This is a genomic window from Streptomyces sp. NPDC051217, assembly GCF_044455465.1.
In the GTDB taxonomy this organism is placed as follows: domain Bacteria; phylum Actinomycetota; class Actinomycetes; order Streptomycetales; family Streptomycetaceae; genus Streptomyces.
Window position 1 is genome coordinate 160,725 of record NZ_JBITEV010000013.1, and the last position, 19,722, is coordinate 180,446.

The window sequence follows — 19,722 nt, forward strand, 5'->3', positions numbered from 1 at the left end:
CGTCAGCCCAGGTCAGGCGCGTGCATCGCCCGTACGCCCTCGATGTTGCCGTCCAGATAATGCCGCAGCGACAGCGGTACGAGATGGACGGCGGCGATCCCGACCCGGCTGAACGGCACCCGTACGATCTCGTACTCCCCAGACGGCTCGTCGATCTCCGGCCCGTGCCGCAGCGACGGATCCATCGATTCGAGCCGGCAGACGAAGAAGTGCTGCACCTTCACGCCGGTGACGCCGCCGTCCGCGATGTGCTCGACGGTGTCGACGAAACAGGGCACGACGTCGGTGACCTTGGCGCCCAGTTCCTCGTCGACCTCGCGGTGGAGTGCCGCGACGACGGTGGTGTCGTCCGGCTCGACCCCGCCGCCGGGAGTCAGCCAGTACGGATCGACACCCGGCTTGGTGCGCTTGATGAGGACGAGATGGTCGCCGTCGAGCAGGATGGCGCGTGCGGTGCGCTTGACCACGGGCCGTTCGGTCATGGGAAGAGCGTGGCCCGATAGGGCCGGGTCGAAACTCCCCCGGGCCCGGCGGTCACCAGTCGACCGAAGCGCGCAGCAGCCATTCGTGCGCCCGCGCGATGTGCGGCAGGGCGAGTGTGCCGGTGCGTACGACGAGGAAGTACGTGCGCAGCGGCGGCACCGGCGGGTCGTAGAGGGCGACGACCTCGCCGCGTTCCAGCGCGGCTTCGCACAGATAGCGGGGCAGTACGGCCAGTCCGGCGCCCGCCGCCGCGCTCTCCAGGACGGCGCGCAGGTCCGGCGCGATGACGGCCCCCGCGGCGGCCGGCCGCGAGTCGAAGACCGAGCCCCAGTAGCGGGAGACGAGCGGCAGGGATTCGTGGACCTCCACCACCGGCAGCTGTTCCAGGACGACATGGCCCTTGCGCAGTACGTCGTGGCCCAGCCGCGCGGCCCAGCGGGGCGAGGCGACCAGGACATGCTCCTCGTCGCAGAGCGGTGTCGCGGTGAGCAGCCCGCCGCGTGGCCGGGCGGTCGCGATGGCGAGGTCGTGGTGCCCTGCGGCGAGTCCGTCCAGGGTCTCCTCGGCGTTGCCGAAGAAGGAGGCGCGGAGCGCGAGGCCCTGGCTGATCAGCGGGGTGAGCGCGGGCAGGGCGCGTACGGAGGTGAACTCCGGCGGCCCCGCGAGATGGAGCGTCCGAACGCCCGACTCGTCGTCGAGCCCCGTCTCGGTGATCTCGACCAGGGCGTCGAGGTGGGGTGCGGCACGGTGGGCGAGTTCGTCGCCGATGGTGGTGGGGGTGACGCCCCGGGCCTGGCGCAGGAAGAGCGGGCGGCCCAACTGGCGTTCCAGGGTGCGTATCTGGCCGGTGACCGCGGGCTGGGAGAGCCCGAGCAGGGCGGCGGCGCGGGTGAAGGAGCCGGCTCGGTGGACGGTGACGAAGGTGCGCAGCAGGGCCAGGTCCATGACAGCCCTCCTCAACTTCCGGCCCCACGCGAACCCGTCCCAGAGTCCGTCGCCGGAGCGTCCAACTATAAATAAGTCGATAGGCCGCTGTCGCTACTGTGATTGGACACTGACTCAGAGTCAACTAGCCTTGTGGGCGTGGTTCTTCACGTGGAACCCGAGGGCGGTCCGAGCCACGAGGGGGGAGGCTCGGACCGCCCGTTCCATTTCCGGACCAGGTCAGGGCGCCGCTTCGTCCAGTGCGCGCAGTACGTCGGCGATGAGGTCCTCGGGGTCCTCGGCGCCCACGGAGAACCGCACGAAGCCCTCCGGTACGGCGTCGCCGCCCCACCGCCCCCGGCGTTCCGCCGTCGACCGCACTCCGCCGAAGCTCGTCGCGTCGTCCACCAGCCGCAGCCCGTCCAGAAAGCGCTCGGCATGGTCCCGGTCGGGCAGCACGAAGGACACCACGCAGCCGTAGCGCCGCATCTGCGTGGACGCGACGGCGTGCGAGGGGTCGTCGGGCAGTCCGGGGTAGCGCAGCCCGCTCACGTCGGCCCGCCCGCTCAGCGCCCGCCCGCTCAGCGCCCGCGCGAGCAGCAGCGCGTTCGCGCACTGCCGGTCGACGCGCAGGTGGAGCGTGGCCAGTGAACGGTGGGCGAGCCACGCCTCCATCGGCCCGGGGATGGCGCCGGCGATCTTGCGCCAGCCCCGCACACCCGCGGCCAGTTCGGGATCTTCGCAGGTCACATGGCCCAGGAGGATATCGCCGTGGCCCGTCATGCCCTTGGTGTCGCTGGCCACGGAGAAGTCCGCGCCGAGCTCCAGGGGCCGCTGGCCGAGCGGGGTGGCGAGCGTGTTGTCGACGGCGACGAGCGCGCCCTGCTCGTGTGCCGCCCGCGCCAGTCGGCGGATGTCGCAGACGTCGAGCCCGGGGTTGGACGGGGTCTCGATCCACAGCAGCCGGGCTCCCGCCAGCACGTCGAGCTGCGCGTCGCGGGCGGTGGGCGCGGTCCGCACCTCGATGCCGTACGCGGTGAGCTGCTCCCGTACCAGCGGCAGCGCCTGATACCCGTCGTCCGGCAGCACGACCGCGTCGCCGGTGCGCAGCTGGGAGAAGAGCACCGCCGAGATCGCGGCCATCCCGGAGGCGAAGACGACCGTCTCGACGGCCCGGCCCGGGGCCTCCAGCTCGCCGATGGCCCGTTCCAGATGGGTCCAGGTGGGGTTGGTGTCGCGGCCGTAGGTGTACGGGCCCGTCGGCTCCCCCGGCAGATGGAAGTGGGCGGCGAACACCGGACCCGGCATGGTCGGCTCGTACTTGACCGGCTCGGGCAGCCCGGCCCGTACGGCCCGCGTGCCGTCCCCGATCTCGTCGTCCGGGCCCGGGCCGGCGCCTGTCCCGTGTTCCACGGGCGATCAGTCCTTGTCGTCGGGGAGCACCATGTTCAGCGCCCACGACACGATCGAGATGATGAGCCCGCCGAGCACGGCCGTCCAGAAGCCCTCGACATGGAAGCTCAGGTCGAGCTTGTCGGCGAGCCAGGAGGTCAGCAGCAGCATCAGCGCGTTCACGACCAGCGTGAACAGACCCAGGGTGACGATGAACAGCGGCAGCGTGAGCAGCTGGACGACCGGCTTGACGAGGAAATTGACCACCCCGAAGATCAGCGCCACGACGACCAGCGCCAGAGCCTTCTTGCCGGTGCTGTCACCGGTCAGGGTTATGTCATTGATCAACCAGATCGCCACGGCCAGCGCACCGGCGTTGGCGATCGTCTTGACTACGAAATTTCTCATGGTGAGATCGTGGCATGAAGGCATTCCGACTGGACGAGCTGGAGGCGGAACGTGCCGCCAACGACGGGGCGTATCTGCAGTTTGTACGGGAACGGAACATGTCCGTCGGCCTGTACGCGCTGGACGCCGGCACCATCGACCCGCAGCAGCCGCACCGCCAGGACGAGGTCTACCTCGTCATGAGCGGGCGTGCCTCGATCACCGTGGGCATGGAGACGACGCAGGTGGGGCGCGGCAGCGTGATCTACGTACCGTCCGGTGTGCCGCACAAGTTCCACCACATCACCGAGGACCTGCGGGTGATGGTCGTCTTCTCCCCGCCGGAGGGCTGAGCCGGGCGCGGGGCGGCCGGGCGCCGCGCTGGCCCGGCCGGAACCGGAGGCCGACCCCCACCGATTTCGTCAGGGTCGGATCAGGGGAGTTCCAGGGCTCCGGGACCTCCGCTTCGGCCCGAGCCGCTCTAGCATCGAAGGAAGCGGGAACGTATCTCACGTATTCACGCTATCTGTAATGCTTCAGGTACTCACGGAACGAGGTAAGGACGATGGCGGTACGGGAGATTGTCGCGGGAATGCCCTGGTGGGTGAAGTGGATCGCGTTGCCCGTGGTCGTTCTCGTGGTGTTCGGCGGGCTGATCGCGAGCGTCGTCGGATTTGTGATCGGGCTGCTCTTCAAGGTGCTGATCCTGGTGGCCCTCGTCGGCGGACTCGTCTACGGCGTAAGGAAGTTCACGTCGTCCTCGTCCTCGCGTGGCGACTGGTAGGAGCGCCGCCGCCCCTCACCGGGGCGGCCCCCGCCCCCGCCGTTAGCCCGCGCGGGGGAATGGCGGAGACGAAACCACGCCCCGCTCAGAGGCTGCCATTAGAGTGGCAAGCCTCTGCTGCGTCCTGCGAAAACAGCGTCGATGGTCGCTTTGACCAACGCATTGTGCGGGTTCTCGGCGCCGGACCTCGGACTCTGTCTCGGGTCCCCCCGGGGCGCGGCAGGCGCGGGGGCGGCCCCCGCGAGCGGGCGCACGCCCGTCAGTACGCCTGGGGGTGACCTTTGGCCACAGCGACCACGCCAGCTGCCCCTACCCTCATCGGTTCGGTGCGGCGTGCGCTGCGCCTGCTGGAGTCGGCCGGCTCCCATCCGAGCGGCGCCCCGGCGAAACAGCTGGCCCGGGAGGCCGGTCTTCCCCTCCCCACCGCCTATCACCTGCTGCGCACCCTGACCCACGAGGGATATCTGCGCCGGGAGAAGGGCGTGTTCTTTCTCGGTGACGCGGTGGACCGCCTGGTGAACGGCGAGGTCTCGGGGGCCGGCCGGGCCCGGCGCACCATGGTCGAGTCGATGGAGCACTGCCGCGATCTGATCGGGGCGCCGGTGTACTTCGCGATCTACCGCGAGGGCGAGATCGAGATCGTCGCGGTGGCCGACAGCCCCGCGGCGCCCGCCGTCGCCGAGTGGGCCGCCTTCCGCGAGACCGCGCACGCGCACGCGATCGGCCAGTGTCTGCTGAGCCAGCTCGACGAGGAGGCCCGCCGGGACCATCTGGACCGGTATCCCGTGGGCCCGCTCACCCCCTACTCCGTCGCCGACCGGCGCACACTGCTCGCGCGCCTCGGCGCCATGAGGCGTACGGGACCGGTGCTGGAGCGCCAGGAGTACGCGCTCGGCCAGGTCTGCGCCGCCGTACCGATCAGGGCAGGGGCGACGGTCGCGACCCTCGCGACGTCCGTGCCGCTGCATCAGGAGGAAAGACTGCTTCCCGCTGTCGAACTGCTATGCAAAGAGATCGGAAGCATGATCGGCTCGCTGGAATTCTCTATCAGTATCTGAAATATCACTCCTTGTGATCCGTTACAGCGTGCTGGACGATTAAGAAGAGGATCAAGGGGCATCAATACCGGACGTTTCACCCCTGAAACCCCCGAAATCTCTCTGAATTTCTTACTCTCCGTAACTTTCCGTCTTCCACTGCGGGGTACATGATGCGCGAGTTGGTTCAGGCCGAAGTCCTGATGAGTTTCCTTGTCTCCGAAGAGCTCTCATTCCGAATTCCGGTGGAACTCCGTTACGAGACGACGGACCCCTACGCGGTGCGGATGACGTTCCATCTGCCCGGCGACGCCCCGGTCACCTGGGCCTTCGGCCGTGAGCTGCTGATCGACGGCATCAACGAGCCCAGCGGCGACGGCGACGTGTACATCTCGCCGACCGAGCCCGAAGAGCTCTCCGACGTCCACATCAGGCTCCAGGTCGGCGCGGAGCACGCGCTGTTCCGGGCCAGCGCCCCGCCGCTGGTGGCCTTCCTCGACCGTACGGACCGGCTGGTCCCGCTCGGCCAGGAGATGGCGCTCGGGGACTTCGAGACCGACCTGGAGGAGACGCTCGGCCGCATCCTCGCCGAGGAGAACGCGGGCTGAGCGCCGCCCCCGCGGGCGCCGTCGCGGCTACGCCTTGCGGCGCCGTCCACCGCGGCCACCACCGCGCGGCGCCGACGATCCCGGCCGGTCGGCCGAGACCACCAGCGCCGCCAGTGCCGTGGTCACCGGGACCGACGCGACCAGACCGATCGACCCCACCAGGGTCCGTACGATCTCCTCGGCCACCAGCTCGCTGTTGGCCACCGTCCCCACGCTCGACTCCGCGATCGAGAAGAGCAGCAGCAGCGGCAGCGCCGCGCCCGCGTAGGCCAGTACGAGCGTGTTGACCACCGACGCGATGTGGTCGCGTCCGATCCGGATACCCGCACGGTAGAGCGCGCGGGGCCCCATGTCGGGGTCCGCCTGACGCAGCTCCCACACCGCCGACGTCTGGGTGACCGTCACATCGTCCAGCACACCCAGCGATCCGATGATCACGCCGGCCAGCAGCAGACCGCTCATGTCGATCTCCGGGAACAGCCCGTGGATCAGCCCGGTGTTGTCGTCCGTGTTGCCCGTCAGGCTCGCCCAGCCGATGAACAGCGAGCCCAGCAGCCCGATCAGCAGCAGGGAGATCAGGGTGCCGAGCACGGCGACGGACGTACGGGCCGTGAGGCCGTGGCACAGATACAGCGCGATCAGCATGATCGCGCTCGCGCCGACGACCGCCACGATGAGCGGGTTCGAGCCCTGGAGAATCGCCGGCAGGATGAAGAGCGTCAGTACGGCGAACGAGATGACGAGCGCGACCAGTGCCATCAGCCCGCGCAGCCGCCCCACCACGATCACCGCGAGCGCGAAGATCCCGGCCAGCAGCGCCATCGGCACCGTGCGGTCCACGTCCGTGACCGAGTACTGGAGATCCTTCGGCGCGTCCGGCGCGTAGGCCACCACGACGTCCTGATTCACGTGAAACTGCCGCGGCGCGTCCGGCTGGACGACCTCGACGAACCTGCGCCCCTTGTCCTTGCCGCTCTTCACCTCCACCGTCGCCTTCTCGCAGTCCCCGTTCTGCGCGCGCTCCGCCTCCCGCCCCTGCGGCGTCGACGTATCGCCCGTCGACGGGACTTGAGCGGCGTTCACGTCACTGCAGTCGACCTGCTCGATCTTCACCACCTGGCCCTGCTGGGTCTGCCGGTCGAAGCCGACACCGGTGCGTTCGTGGGCCGGGGTGCCGCCGGGCCAGAGCACGATCAGACCGACAACGACGGCCGTCGCGAAGGGAATCAGCACCGCGGCGATGACCTTGCGCAGGTGTCTGGAGACCGGCGCGGCCGGCCCATGACTGTGCGAGTGGCCGTGCGGATCGGGTGTCTGCGGGGATGGGGTCACCGACCGATCATCGCAAGAACGGTGTAGGCCCTCTGTTCAGCACGCCCGATAGCGCGTTAGCGTGGTGGTGCCTTTACACACGCGGGAGCTCGGAGCACCGGGCTGAGAGGACGCTGACTGTGGAGTTCCGGGGTCTCCCCGGATCCCTGAGCTGCGTCGACCGCCGAACCTGTTACCGGGTAATGCCGGCGTAGGGAGTAGGTCTCATATGACCGTTCAGGACACACGCACGTCTGCCTCCAACGGCTCCGAGGGCTCGGAGCCCTCGGAGGGCTCCAGGGCCATCGGCTGGCACAAGGGATACGTCGAGGGCTCACGCCCCGATCTCCGGGTGCCGGTCCGTCAGGTGCATCTCACCAACGGCGACGACGTGACGCTGTACGACACGTCGGGGCCGTACACCGACCCCACCGTCGAAACCGACGTACGGCGCGGGCTCGCACCGCTCCGGGAGAACTGGATCATCGGCCGGGGCGACACCGAGGAGTACGCGGGCCGCCCCGTCCGCCCCGAGGACGACGGGCTCAAGCACACCTCGCCGCGCGGTGGACTCCGCAATCTCGACGCGGTCTTCCCCGGCCGCCCGCGCCAGCCGCGCCGGGGCCGCGACGGGCAGGCGGTGACCCAGCTCGCGTACGCCCGGCGCGGCGACATCACCCCGGAGATGGAGTACGTCGCCATCAGGGAGAACGTCGCGCCCGAGGTCGTACGGGACGAGATCGCGGCCGGCCGCGCCGTACTGCCGGCCAACGTCAACCATCCCGAGATCGAACCGATGATCATCGGCAAGCGGTTCCTCGTGAAGGTCAACGCCAACATCGGCAACTCCGCGGTCACTTCCTCCATCGAGGAGGAGGTGGACAAGATGACCTGGGCCACCAAGTGGGGCGCCGACACGGTCATGGACCTCTCCACCGGCCGCAACATCCACACCACCCGCGAGTGGGTGCTGCGCAACTCCCCCGTCCCCATCGGCACCGTGCCGCTCTACCAGGCGCTGGAGAAGGTCGACGGCAAGGCCGAGGAGCTGACCTGGGAGATCTACAAGGACACGGTCGTCGAACAGGCCGAGCAGGGCGTCGACTACATGACCGTCCACGCGGGCGTGCTGCTGCGGTACGTGCCGCTGACGGCCCGCCGCAAGACCGGCATCGTCTCGCGCGGCGGCTCGATCATGGCGGCCTGGTGCCTGGCGCACCACAAGGAGTCGTTCCTTTACGAGAACTTCGAGGAGCTGTGCTCCATCCTCGCCTCGTACGACGTGACGTACTCCCTCGGCGACGGGCTGCGCCCCGGGTCGATCGCCGACGCCAACGACGAGGCCCAGTTCGCCGAGTTGCGGACGCTGGGCGAGCTGAACACCATCGCCAAGCGGCACAACGTACAGACCATGATCGAGGGTCCGGGCCATGTCCCGATGCACAAGATCAAGGAGAACATCGACCTCCAGCAGGAGATCTGCGAGGAGGCGCCGTTCTACACGCTCGGCCCGCTGACGACGGACGTCGCCCCGGCGTACGACCACATCACCTCCGGCATCGGCGCGGCGATGATCGCCTGGTGGGGTACGGCGATGCTCTGCTACGTGACCCCCAAGGAGCACCTGGGCCTGCCCAACCGCGACGACGTGAAGACCGGTGTCATCACGTACAAGATCGCGGCGCACGCGGCGGATCTGGCCAAGGGGCATCCGGGGGCGCAGGAGTGGGACGACGCGCTGTCGGACGCGCGGTTCGAGTTCCGCTGGGAGGACCAGTTCAATCTGGCGCTCGACCCGGACACGGCAAGGGAGTTCCACGACGAGACGCTGCCCGCCGAGCCGGCGAAGACCGCGCACTTCTGCTCGATGTGCGGACCCAAGTTCTGTTCGATGCGGATCTCGCACGACATCAGGCGCGACCACGGAGGTTCGCAGGACGAGATCGAGGCGGGCATGGCGGCCAAGTCGAAGGAGTTCGCGGCGAGCGGCAACCGGGTCTATCTGCCGCTGGCGGAGTGACCGGCGGCGCCTGACGACGGATGCCCCCGACCGGAAGACCGGTCGGGGGCATCCGTGTCTCCGTGTCTCCGTATGTCCGGGGCCCGCGGAACTCGGTGCTCCGGCTCCGTAGGTCGTAGCCGGGACTCCCACCAAAGTGGTGGTTGAGGCCGCGAAAGGTGGGGATGGGCCGGAATCCCTTGTACCGGGCAGTGGCGAACGTATCGGATGAGTCCTGTAGACGGCAGGCGGCAGAGCGCATCACCGACATCCCCAGCGTTCCGAGGGACAGACCTGCATGGCCACAGAAGCCGGCACCGGACAAGCGACACCCGACTCGACACCGAACCCCGTCCCACCGGCGAAGTCACCGGCATCAGCGCAGGCACCGGCCTCGGCACTGCCGCCGCACTCCGGACTCCTGCTCGGGATCCTGTCGTTGGCCGCCTTCATGGCCGGGCTCGATCTCTTCATCGTCAACGTCGGCTTCGACGCCATCGGCCGTGAATTCGACGGCGCCTCCCTCGCGGACCTCTCGTGGGTCCTCAACGCCTACGCCATCGTCTTCGCCGCACTCCTGGTGCCCCTGGGCCGCCTCTCCGACCGCTACGGCCGCAAGGCCGGATTCCTGCTCGGCGTCGCCCTGTTCACCGCGGCGTCCGCGGCCTGCGCCGTATCGACATCGCTGTGGCAGCTCGTCCTCTTCCGGGTGCTCCAGGCGGTCGGCGCCGCGGCGCTGACGCCCGCCAGTCTCGGTCTGCTGCTCTCGGCGTTCCCGCCGGAGCGCCGGGCCGGTGCCGTACGGATCTGGTCGGCGAGCGCCGCGCTGGCGGCGGCGGCCGGGCCGGTCTTCGGCGGTCTGCTCGTCAGCGCGTCATGGCGGTGGATCTTCCTGGTGAACATCCCCATCGGTGTCCTCGCGCTGGTCGTGGCCTTCCGTATCGTCCCCGACTCCAAGGAAGCGGCGATGACCCGGCTGCCCGATCTGCCGGGAGCCGCGCTGCTGACGGGTTCGATCGCGCTGCTGGCACTCGGCCTGGTGAAGATCAACGACTGGTCCGGGGTCCGGACGTCCGCCGTGCTGGCCGGTGCGGTCCTCGGGATCGCGGTGTTCTGGTTCCGGTCGCGGCGCCATGCCTCCCCGGTGATCGAACCGGCGCTGCTCCGGGTGCGGGCCTTCGTCTGGTCGAACCTGACGGCGGTCGCCTTCAGCGCGGCGTTCGCCGCGAACCTGCTCACCGCGATCCTGTGGATGCAGCAGGTCTGGCACTACTCCGCACTGCGTACGGGACTCGGGATCGCCCCGGGCCCGCTGATGGTCCCGCTGGCCGCGATCGTCGCCGCGAAGCTCGCGGCACGCGTCCCGGCGGGCCGGATGGTCGCCGCCGGCTGTCTGCTGTGCACCGTCGGTGTGCTGCTGATGGCGGCGAGCATTGGGCAGAGCCCGCACTACGCGAGCGAGTTGCTGCCCGGCTGGCTGATCGGCGGGGTCGGGGTGGGCCTCGCGCTCCCCACGATCCTCGCGACCGCCACGACCGACCTGCCGGCGGCCCGGTTCTCCACGGGCAGCGCGGTGGTCAACATGAGCCGGCAGATCGGCAGCGTGCTGGGGATCAGCCTGCTGGTCGCGATCCTCGGCACCCCGCTCACCTACGACGCGACCCACGAGGCGTTCGTCAACGCCTGGATCGCGATCGGGATCTTCATGATGCTCGGCGCCGCGACCGCGTTCGGTATGACCTCGCGTCCTGCCGCCCGCGGATCCCGGGCGCCGGCGAGCACGTAACCATCTCCTTCGAGAGGAAACGTCATGAACACAGGCCTCAACCTGGGCAGCGGCACCAACCTCGCCGTCGGCACCGACGGTGTGAGCACGAGCAAGACGCGCGTCGTCTTCGTCGACTGTCTGCCCGCGCTCACTCTCGGCCCGCAGCTCTCGCTGGCCCGCTTCGGTGAGATCGGCCTCGACCGGTCCACCCCCGACACCTTCGAGCGCTACCTGCACGACCTCGAACCGGGCACCGAACTGGCCGTCGCCTTCATCGGAGGCAGCGGTTCCTCGGCACCGGCGGCGGTCCGCAGCCTGCGCGGTATGCGCGGCTTCGCCAAGACCCGGGTGTACGTCGTCGGCGACGGCGCCGGCGGCGCCGTACCCGGCTGGGCCGAGGTGCACGACGTCGAGGACATCATCGCCCCCGCGGCCTTCGACGGCTTCGGCTTCGCCGACACCGTCGAGATAGGCATGCGGGCCCACGGCTCGCTGATCCTCGACCCGCTGTACACCGACTTCTACCTCGACATGACGTGGAACAAGATCTTCGACTGGTTCGAGACGACCCGCTGGGACTGGCGTGAGCTGGACCTCGACAAGCTCAACCCCGAGCTGATGAGTGCCGAGGAGGTCGACTTCCTCACCGAGGCGGCGATCATCGAGTTCGGCACCCTGCCGGGCGCGCACAACTTCCTGCGCGAGTGGGAGGGCGAGACCAGCTTCTCGTCCTGGGCGCTGAGCTGGGGCGCGGAGGAGGCACGGCACTCGCTCGTGCAGGCCCGCTGCCTCGACAAGCTGGGCGTCAAGGTCCGTTCCAAGCACGCGCTGTACAAGCGCGAGCCGTACCCGATCGGCGACACCCGCGTCGGCACCCTGATGATGAACATCATCTCCGAGGCCCGCGCCGCCGAGCTCTACCGCGCGCTCGCCGCCGAGACCAAGGAGCCCGTGGTCAGGGGCATCTGGAAGCTCCTCGGACGCGACGAGTCCCGGCACGCCCGCGCCTTCTACGTCTTCACGCAGGAGCTGTGCGACGGCAACCGGGAGAGCCAGATCGCCGCGCTCAAGATGGCGTACGTCTGGCTGGCGGACCGCAGTGACGGCCTCAAGCACCCCGCCGGTCACTTCTACCCGCACTCGACCTCCGCGAAGGGCGTGCGCCGCATCGAGTCGATCCAGGACGGCGCCACCGACGCCGCCGACGGCAAGGTGCTCTCCATGGTGCGACGGCTGGTCGAGGACGACTCCATCGAGTCGTCGAAGGACCTCAAGCGCAAGCTCCGCTCGCTCATCTGACCCGGCGTCGCCGCCGGCGCGAGCCGGCGGCCGACGACCGGACAGCAGCCGACGACTGACGACCTGAGGAGCGGGGTTTTGCCCGAGTCAGCGTTCAACGACAGCGCCACCGGGGCGGCGGCCGACACGGCCAACTGCTTCGGCTGTGCTCCGCACAATCCCATCGGGCTGCGGCTGGTCTTCGAGGAGGAAGGCAACGGATTCGGCACCCGGATCAAGCTCGGCGCCGATTACGAGTCGTTCCCCGGCGTCATCCACGGCGGCATCGTCGCCGCGATCCTGGACGAGACGCTGGCCCAGGCCGTCTACCGGTCCGACCGGATCTCGGCCTTCACCACGGGCCTGCGTATCCGTTACGGGAGGCCCATGGAGACCGGCGCCGAGTACACGGCCCACGCCGAGATCACCAAGCGCGATGCCCTGTCGGTACGTGCCTCCGGGGAGATCCGGCTGCCGGGCGGCGATCTCGTGGCCGCCGCCGACGGCACGTTCCATCTGCTCACGGACGAAGTCCTCGGTACGTACGACAAGCGCCTGCCGACCGGACTCGTCGACGCGCTCCGCGCCTCCAACAGAACCGTCACCCAGGGGGATTGATCACATGGACACCACGGACATCATCACCGCGACCGAGGCCACCGAGGCCACCGCGACCGACGTCACCGGGGCCGCCGGCACCGGCGCCGCCGCGACCGACGCCACCGAGGCCGCCGGCATCAGCGCCGAGGCCATTGGCGAGAAGATCTGTCAGATCATCGGCGACGAACTCGACACCCCGGCCGCCGGCCTGACGCCCGACCAGCACTTCCGCTCGCTCCCCAACGTCGACTCGATGCGCGTCCTCCAGATCGTCCTCAACACCGAGAAGGCGTTCGACATCGAGATCGAGGACGAGGTCACCTTCCGGGTCCAGACGATCGGGGAGTTCCAGGGCGTGGTGGAGGGCCTGTGCCGGCAGAAGACCTCGGCATGATCACGGGCGGCGGCGAGGGCGGGGGCCTGGTCGACGCGCTCGCCGCCGTCGCCGCCCGCGGATCGGGCCACGGCATGCGCCTGTTCCGCGGGGACGAGGAGGCCGAGCGCGTCACGTTCGGCCAGCTGCACGCCGAGGCCGGGGAGCTGGCCTGCGGGCTGCTGGAGCGCGGCGTCGTACGGGGGGAGCGGGTCGCGATCGCGCTCCCCACCTCGATCGACTTCGCCAGGGCGTTCTTCGGCGTGCTCGCCGCCGGTGCGGTGCCGGTGCCGGTACCGCCGCCGGTGCGCTTCGCCTCGCTCGACATCCATCTGAACCGGATCGCGCTCGTGATGCGCCAGTCGAAGGTACGCGTCGTGCTCTCCGACAAGATGCTGGGCGGGCTCCTGGAGCCGACGCTCGGCGGCGCGGGCGGCGAGTTCCAGATCCTCGACGTGGCCATGACGCGCGTGCCGTCGCCGGTGTACGTGGACGTGGCGGCGGATGATCCGGCGCTCGTGCAGTACACCTCGGGGACCAGCGCGAGCCCGAAGGGCGTCGTATTGACCCACGCCAATCTCCTCGCGAACGTCGATGCGATTGCCGGGGGGCTCGGCATCGACGACACCGATGTGAGCTGCAACTGGCTGCCGCTCTTCCACGACATGGGTCTGATCGGCGCGTTCCTCTCGCCGACGCTGAACGACGCCGAGACGTATCTGCTGCCGCCCGAGGATTTCCTCCGGGATCCCGGCAGGTGGCTGCGGATCATCAGCCGGTACGGAGTGACCGCGACGACGGCGCCCAACTCCGGCTATCTGTACGCCCTGCGGCGTACCCCGGCCGAGCGTGTAGCCGAACTCGATCTGTCCCGCTGGCGGTTCGCGCTCAACGGGGCGGAGCTGATCGACCCCGACACGCTGCGCCGGTTCTCGGCGCACTTCGCCCCGGCCGGATTCCGCCCCGACGCCTTCGTGCCGGTGTACGGCCTGGCCGAGGGCAGCCTCGCGGTGACGTTCGCGCCGACGGGCAGGGCGGTGCGCAGTACGTGGGTGCGGCGCGGGCCGCTCTCCCGGGGCATCGTGGAGACGGCCTCCGCCGCAGCCGGTGGCGAGGGCGCCGAGGCGGGCCGGGAGATCGTCTCGGTCGGCGTCCCGGTGGCGAACACCGAGGTCAGGCTGGTCGGCGAGGACGGTACGGAGCTGACCGACCGCGCGCTGGTCGGCGAGATCCAGATCCGCGGCGACTCGGTGATGCGCCGCTACGAGGACAACGAAGCGGCGACCCGGGCCACCGTGCTGTCCGGCGGCTGGGTCTCCACCGGGGATCTGGGCTTCCGGCAGGACGGTGAACTCTTCATCGCCGGGCGGAAGAAGGAAGTGATCATCGTCTTCGGCCAGAACTACTACGCGAGCGACATCGAGTCCGTCGCGGGCCGGGTCACCGGGGTCGCGAACGGCGCGGTCCTCGCGGCGGGAGTGACGTTCCCCGACGGCGAGGGGCTGGTCCTCGTCGCGGAGACGAAGGAGTCCGGGGCAGCGGCCCGCGAGGATCTGATCGCCCGGCTGCGGTTCGCCGTGTCGGACTCGCTCGGACTCACACCGCGCGACATCGTTCTCGTACGCAGGGGGCGACTCCCGCGCACCTCCAGCGGGAAGCTTCAACGGCACGGGGTGGAAGAGGTGTTGGCAGCGGCCGGCGCCGACCCCGTATGACGGACCGACGAAGAGAAGGTGACTGACCTCATGAGCGCGGACCCCACTCCGGCCACTCCCACTCCGGCGACCGGCCCCACTCCGGAACTCACGGCGACGCAGCGCGAGGAGCTGCTGCGCCGCTCGTGGATGGCCACCGACGGGCTCTGGTACTACCAGACCGCGATGTCGGGCGGCATCGACGGCGCCAACGAGGCCAACATCGCGGTGGTGCGCGAGTTCGGGCGCCAGGAGATGGTCCGGCTGATGCGCGGTCTCGGTGTCGAGAAGGTCGAGACCGTCGAGCAGTACCGCCGGCTGTTCCAGGCGGCCGTGGATCTCTATCTCGGCTCGCTGTTCGAGGCGGAGGAGACGTTCGACGACGGCACGCACGACCTCAAGGTCATCACGTGTTTCGCCTACAAGGGTGTCAAGAAGGCGGGAATCGACAAGGTCTACCACTGTGGTCCGGGCGAGCGGCTGACCGGCTGGCTCAAGGCGATGGAGCTGCCGGACGACATCGATCCGGACGTCGGGCTCTGTCAGATGGCCCACACCGGCTCCTGCGGTTACCGGCTCAAAGTCGACCTGCCGCACGAATCGTGAGATCGCGGAACTTGACCTAACTCATAACAGAGTTTTACTACGGAATGTAGGTGTTTGGCGGAATTGTGGTGAATATTGTTTCTTGAAAGCCCCGCTTGGCCACGTATACTCCCTAAATATCACGTGGGAGGCTGCGGGATAATGGCGGGGGGCTGCCGTGGCGATCGATCCGGAAGGGCATGCCGGGAATTCCGGGCTGCCGAACGAAGTTCGCGCGAACATTGTTGAACCATTCTTTCAGCGATTGCGGGCGATGAACAGCCCGTTGCTCGAAGAACCTGAAATAAGCGCGTTACTTGTTAATCAAGTCGAATTACTCCTCGACGACATAGCGCGGGGCGCGCGAACCGGTTTCCGCACCAGGACCGCGCCGAGCAAGGAATCCCTTCGGGGAGCGGCCGAATTCAGCAGGACCCGGGCGTCGCGCGGTATCCATCCGACCGAGACGGTCCGCGCCGCCGAGCTGTTCTACGAGACGGCACTTCCCGTCGTCGTACGCGAGTTCCTGCCCGCCACGCCCTCTCCGGACGAATTCCTGGACACCGCGCTGACGCTGAACGACGCGGTGATGACACAAATCGCGCTCGGCTGTGTCGGCTACATTAAATTCCTTCGCGAGAAACTGCACAGTTCCCATCTCGACGAACGTCACAGGCTGGCCAGGGACCTGCACGACCGGGTCGCCCACGAAGTTCTGGTGGCCATGCTCGAACTGGAGCTGTGTGAACCGCTGATCCAGAGCGAGAGCGCGGTCGTACGGTCGAAGCTGAAATCGGCCGAGGAAGCGCTCAAGGTGGCACTGCGGGAAATCGGTGATCTCTCCGGTGAGTTGAGGGAATCGGTCTCCGACACCAATCTTGAGCGTGCCCTCACCAAATTCATCGACTCCACGGTCCCGGACGGCGTCAGGGCTGAATTGACCGTAACGGGAAATGTCGACGAAATACCGGCGGCAGCGGCGGAGGAGCTCTACTTCATCATTCGCGAGGCGGCCAGAAACGCTCTGCGCCACTCCGACCCCGACGAACTGTGGATAACGATCAGGGTCACGGACACGCTGGTCCAGGCGTCCGTGATCGACGACGGCGCGGGCTTCGAGGTGGCCACCCTCGCCAAGACCCGGCGCGGTGGCCTGATCTCGATCCGCGAGCGGACCGAACTGCTCGGCGGAAATCCCAGCATCCACAGTTCGGTCGGCGGCGGGACGACGGTCAACGTCTCCATCCCGCTGATCAACTGGCGCCGGCATGGCTGACGCCGGGGTGCCCGCGAGAGCCGGCGTGACCAGCGTCGTCGTGGCCGACGACCACACCCTCTTCCGGGAGCTGCTGGCCGATCTGCTCTCCCTGGAGGACTGGCTGGAAGTCGTCGCCCAGGGTGCGAGCGGCACCGAGGCCGTGGAGCTGGTCCGCAGACACCGGCCGGGCATCGCCGTACTCGACGTACAGATGCCGGGTCCGGGCATCCGGGAGACCGTACGGGAGATAGGCAGGCACTGCCCCGATACCCGCTGCATCGTGCTCACGATGCATGACGACCCCGTGCTGCTCAGGGACGTACTGGACGACGGCGCCACCGCCTACCTGCTGAAGTCGGTCTCCAGCCGGGAACTGGTCACCTCGATCCACTCCGTGATCCGCGAGCCGGAGAGGATCCACTTCTCGGTCTCCCGGAACATGATCAAGGAGTTCGGCGGGCCGGTCGCCGACCGGCTTCTGTCCGCGCGCGAGGTCGAGGTTCTCAACTACGTCGCACAGGCGCGCAGCAACGCGGAGATCGCCTCCGCGCTGTTCCTGGCCGAGACCACCGTCAAGCGGCATCTGACGAACGCCTACCGGAAGCTCGGCGCGGTGTCGCGGGTGGACGCGATCCGCCGGGCGATGGACGCCGGGATCATCGCCCCGTACCAGCAGCCGTGACTCACTCGGGCCGTGAGTCACCCGGCCGAACTCACTCCGGCCGAACTCACTCCGGCCGGTGCTCCGGTCCGCCGAAGTCGGGGCTGGAGAAGTCCGGGCTGGAGTACGTGGGGCGCTGGCCGGTCGTCGCGCCGTCGTCCGGGCTGGAGAAGTCCGGGCGGCTGTAGCCCATCTTCGGCAGATGCCGTGCCGGGCGGACCTTCGGCGCCGGCTCCACGCCGGGCGCGGCCAGGGCCTCCCGCAGGAACGGCAGGATCCCCCGCTCCAGCAGGGCGGTGCGCCACGCCTCACGGGCTCCTGACACCTCGTCGGGCCACCCGCCGTCCGTCTGGCCGGCCGGGACCTGTGTCGGGCCGTTGCGCAGGGCCGTGATGAGCAGCCCGGCTCCGCCGACGGCCAGGCCGACGGCCGTGACGGCGCAGAAGAACAGGCCGACGGTCACCAGGGTGTCGGAGAAGGCGGGCACCGGGCTGAGCACTCTCAGCGTGAAGCCGACCAGCAGGAAGACGACGGCCGCCGCACCCCCGAGTGCCGGGACCAGGACGGCGACGACGGCGGCCAGGCCCGCGCCGGTCTCGCCGGCCCCGTGCACGGCCGGGCTCAGTACGGAACTGCCCACCGACGAGGTGGCCGGGGTACGGAATTCCTCCCGGACCTTCGCGTAGTGCTCGTACTCGGCGGCCGCGGCGGCGGTTATCAGAGACGTCGCGCCCAGAGCCATGGTGCGCAGTTGTTCGGTGTTGAGGCGCTGCCCGACATCGGCCAGATCCGGACGGTCGTGCGCATGGCGCAGCGTCTCGTCGAGAATCCGCTCGAAATCGGCGCGATCCTCGTTCAGCAGATGCGGAGCGCTGTTCATGTGCATCCCCCGATGCTCCGTAGGGCCGGATTGTCCGCACAGCGCGGACGATTGGCGAAAACGGAGGAGAGCCTGCTACGGATGAGCCGATGGTAGAGCGGTTAAGGCACGGGGTGACAGGGGGTTCACCGAAAACACCTGCCCCCACTCTGTTCAGTTATGCAGCGGGAGCCGTACGACCAGAAGCTTTCCGGCCATGGTCACTCCGCCGTCCATGGCGATGGCGAGCCCGTCCGCGTACACATGCGGCCCGTCGACCACGGGCCCCGAGTTCTCCTCGCCGTCCGACGCGTCCTCGGTGCCGACTTCGCCGAGCAGATAGGGGATCGGGCTGTGGCCGTGGACGATACGCCGCCCTCCGTACGCGGCCATCAGCTCCCTGGCCGCGTCCGAACCGCCGTTGTCGCGGAACGCGAAACGCTTGGTGAGCTTGCGGAAGATGTCCCAGCACTCGTCCGCGTCGTTGCGGGTGAGGATGGCGCGGACGTTGTCGTTGACGTCCTCGATGCTGCCGCCGTAGTCGAGATAAGCGGTCGTGTCGGAGTGCATCAGCAGATGCCCGTCCTCCTCCACGAGGGCGTCGAGCCGGGACATCCACTGGAGATGGACGTCCTGGAGGCGCTCCATGTCCGTCTTCTGGCCGCCGTTCAGCAGCCAGGCGGCCTGGAAGGTGGCCGTACCCGCACCGGAGTTGACCGGGGTGTCGCCGAAGCGGCGGGCGCCGAGCAGCAGCAGTTCGTGATTGCCCATCAGGGCCTTGCAGTAGCCGCCCGCCGCGGCGGCCTCGGCGGAGAGCCGCATGACGAGGTCGATGACGCCGACGCCGTCGGGGCCCCGGTCGGTGAAGTCGCCGAGGAACCAGAGGCGGGTGTTGCCCGCGGCCCAGCCGCCCTCGCTGTCGATGAGGCCCTGTTCGGCGAGGGCGGTGACGAGTTCGTCGAAATAGCCGTGGACGTCGCCGACGACGAAGAGCGGGCCGAGGCCGTCCGTGGTGCCGGGGCTCTCGACCGGCTCGACGCTCACCTGGACGGTGTCACCGCGCTTGATCACCGGGAGGTCGCGCTCGGTGGGGGTGTAGCCCTCGGGGACCTCGTCGCGGGGGACTGCGTTGCCGGGATGGTCCGTGGGGGTGACGTCGGCGGCGGGCGCGGCGGGTGTCACGGCCGGCCTGGCGGCGGGCGTGGCGGCCGTGGCCGGGACCGCGGGGGGCGCGCCCACGAGGCCGCGCGGATCGGGGCGTGACGGGGCGTCAGGAACCTCTGCGGCCACCGGCGCAGGCGCGGAGACGGGCTCCGCCGCGTCGGGCGTCGGGAACGTGATGCTTCGTGGGTCCGTACGCGGCGCGATGCCGAGCCCCGCCGAAACGGCCCCGACCACGGTCACCTGGGGCGCGGACTCGTCGGACCGACCGGACTCCCCGGCCGGCGCCGCCTCATCGGGCGGCGCGGGCTGCTCCGGCCGCACGGGGACCTGTGTGTACGGCGGCACCCGGAAATCGCGCAGCGTCGCCGTGCGCACCACGGGTCCCTGACCGGTCCCGGCCCCCTGAGTCATCGACCCCTCCACCACCGTCGCGCCTCCGTACACCTCTCGGGTCCGCCTGTTCGGGCGGGACATCCCCACCGGAGGTAGGGGAAGGTCCGCGGTGTCGTGCGCCCATCATAGGAATGCAGCCACCCCTGTGTGACGCACCAGGGGTG

Annotated in this window: 20 protein-coding genes and 1 riboswitch; of the genes, 13 read left to right on the plus strand and 7 right to left on the minus strand. The window is 69.2% G+C overall.

Going from position 1 to position 19,722, the window contains the following annotated elements:
* Positions 1-2: 2 nt before the first annotated feature.
* The 4 genes from ACIBBB_RS26730 to ACIBBB_RS26745 all read right to left on the minus strand — a co-directional run bounded on the left by ACIBBB_RS26730 (position 3) and on the right by ACIBBB_RS26745 (position 3,207).
* Positions 3-482, minus strand: a complete 480-nt coding sequence (locus tag ACIBBB_RS26730; RefSeq protein ID WP_398986226.1) for an NUDIX domain-containing protein — start codon at positions 480-482, stop codon at positions 3-5.
* 52 nt (positions 483-534) lie between these two features.
* Complete coding sequence (locus ACIBBB_RS26735) at positions 535-1,428, minus strand: LysR family transcriptional regulator (protein ID WP_398986228.1); 894 nt, start codon at positions 1,426-1,428, stop codon at positions 535-537.
* A gap of 219 nt (positions 1,429-1,647) precedes the next feature.
* Positions 1,648-2,820, minus strand: a complete 1,173-nt coding sequence (locus ACIBBB_RS26740) for a cystathionine gamma-lyase (RefSeq protein ID WP_398986230.1) — start codon at positions 2,818-2,820, stop codon at positions 1,648-1,650.
* Positions 2,821-2,826: 6 nt separating this feature from the next.
* Positions 2,827-3,207, minus strand: a complete 381-nt coding sequence (locus ACIBBB_RS26745; protein WP_398986232.1) for a phage holin family protein — start codon at positions 3,205-3,207, stop codon at positions 2,827-2,829.
* A 14-nt stretch (positions 3,208-3,221) separates the two neighbouring features.
* On the opposite strand from ACIBBB_RS26745, the gene ACIBBB_RS26750 reads away from it, so the two are divergent.
* The 4 genes from ACIBBB_RS26750 to ACIBBB_RS26765 all read left to right on the plus strand — a co-directional run bounded on the left by ACIBBB_RS26750 (position 3,222) and on the right by ACIBBB_RS26765 (position 5,615).
* Positions 3,222-3,539: a cupin domain-containing protein gene (locus ACIBBB_RS26750; RefSeq protein WP_398986234.1), complete on the plus strand. Its 318-nt coding sequence runs from the start codon at positions 3,222-3,224 to the stop codon at positions 3,537-3,539.
* Between the two features lie 212 nt (positions 3,540-3,751).
* Positions 3,752-3,970, plus strand: a complete 219-nt coding sequence (locus ACIBBB_RS26755; protein ID WP_398986236.1) for a DUF5326 family protein — start codon at positions 3,752-3,754, stop codon at positions 3,968-3,970.
* Positions 3,971-4,296: 326 nt separating this feature from the next.
* Positions 4,297-5,028, plus strand: a complete 732-nt coding sequence (locus tag ACIBBB_RS26760) for an IclR family transcriptional regulator (protein ID WP_398986238.1) — start codon at positions 4,297-4,299, stop codon at positions 5,026-5,028.
* Positions 5,029-5,180: 152 nt separating this feature from the next.
* Positions 5,181-5,615: an SsgA family sporulation/cell division regulator gene (locus ACIBBB_RS26765; RefSeq protein ID WP_398986240.1), complete on the plus strand. Its 435-nt coding sequence runs from the start codon at positions 5,181-5,183 to the stop codon at positions 5,613-5,615.
* Between the two features lie 27 nt (positions 5,616-5,642).
* Here ACIBBB_RS26765 and ACIBBB_RS26770 read toward each other — a convergent pair whose 3' ends face one another.
* A complete protein-coding gene (locus tag ACIBBB_RS26770) occupies positions 5,643-6,947 on the minus strand; it encodes a YibE/F family protein (RefSeq protein ID WP_398986242.1) in 1,305 nt (434 codons plus the stop codon).
* 71 nt (positions 6,948-7,018) lie between these two features.
* A riboswitch (TPP riboswitch) is annotated at positions 7,019-7,161 on the plus strand.
* Between ACIBBB_RS26770 and thiC the strand changes: the two genes are divergently transcribed.
* From thiC to ACIBBB_RS26815, 9 genes are all read left to right on the plus strand, one after another.
* Positions 7,156-8,946: a phosphomethylpyrimidine synthase ThiC gene (gene thiC / locus ACIBBB_RS26775; RefSeq protein WP_398986244.1), complete on the plus strand. Its 1,791-nt coding sequence runs from the start codon at positions 7,156-7,158 to the stop codon at positions 8,944-8,946. (Overlaps the previous riboswitch by 6 nt.)
* Before the next feature lie 277 nt (positions 8,947-9,223).
* Positions 9,224-10,711: an MFS transporter gene (locus ACIBBB_RS26780; RefSeq protein ID WP_398986245.1), complete on the plus strand. Its 1,488-nt coding sequence runs from the start codon at positions 9,224-9,226 to the stop codon at positions 10,709-10,711.
* Positions 10,712-10,735: 24 nt separating this feature from the next.
* Entirely contained in the window at positions 10,736-11,992 is a 1,257-nt protein-coding gene (locus ACIBBB_RS26785; protein ID WP_398986247.1) for a ferritin-like domain-containing protein, read from the plus strand.
* 78 nt (positions 11,993-12,070) lie between these two features.
* A complete protein-coding gene (locus ACIBBB_RS26790) occupies positions 12,071-12,589 on the plus strand; it encodes a PaaI family thioesterase (RefSeq protein ID WP_189106317.1) in 519 nt (172 codons plus the stop codon).
* Positions 12,590-12,593: 4 nt separating this feature from the next.
* Positions 12,594-12,965, plus strand: a complete 372-nt coding sequence (locus tag ACIBBB_RS26795) for an acyl carrier protein (protein WP_398986249.1) — start codon at positions 12,594-12,596, stop codon at positions 12,963-12,965.
* Positions 12,941-14,659 carry an AMP-binding protein gene (locus ACIBBB_RS26800; protein ID WP_398986251.1) on the plus strand — a complete coding sequence of 573 codons (1,719 nt, stop codon included), beginning with the start codon at positions 12,941-12,943 and terminating at the stop codon, positions 14,657-14,659. Before ACIBBB_RS26795 ends, ACIBBB_RS26800 begins: the two co-directional genes overlap by 25 nt.
* 30 nt (positions 14,660-14,689) lie before the next feature.
* On the plus strand, positions 14,690-15,244 hold the full coding sequence (locus ACIBBB_RS26805) for a hypothetical protein (RefSeq protein ID WP_398986253.1): 555 nt from the start codon (positions 14,690-14,692) through the stop codon (positions 15,242-15,244).
* A 157-nt stretch (positions 15,245-15,401) separates the two neighbouring features.
* Entirely contained in the window at positions 15,402-16,499 is a 1,098-nt protein-coding gene (locus ACIBBB_RS26810) for a sensor histidine kinase (protein WP_398986255.1), read from the plus strand.
* Between the two features lie 25 nt (positions 16,500-16,524).
* Complete coding sequence (locus tag ACIBBB_RS26815; RefSeq protein ID WP_398986257.1) at positions 16,525-17,163, plus strand: response regulator; 639 nt, start codon at positions 16,525-16,527, stop codon at positions 17,161-17,163.
* Between the two features lie 46 nt (positions 17,164-17,209).
* Here ACIBBB_RS26815 and ACIBBB_RS26820 read toward each other — a convergent pair whose 3' ends face one another.
* Complete coding sequence (locus ACIBBB_RS26820) at positions 17,210-18,028, minus strand: hypothetical protein (protein ID WP_398986259.1); 819 nt, start codon at positions 18,026-18,028, stop codon at positions 17,210-17,212.
* A 147-nt stretch (positions 18,029-18,175) separates the two neighbouring features.
* Entirely contained in the window at positions 18,176-19,576 is a 1,401-nt protein-coding gene (locus ACIBBB_RS26825; protein ID WP_398986261.1) for a metallophosphoesterase, read from the minus strand.
* Positions 19,577-19,722 lie beyond the last annotated feature (146 nt).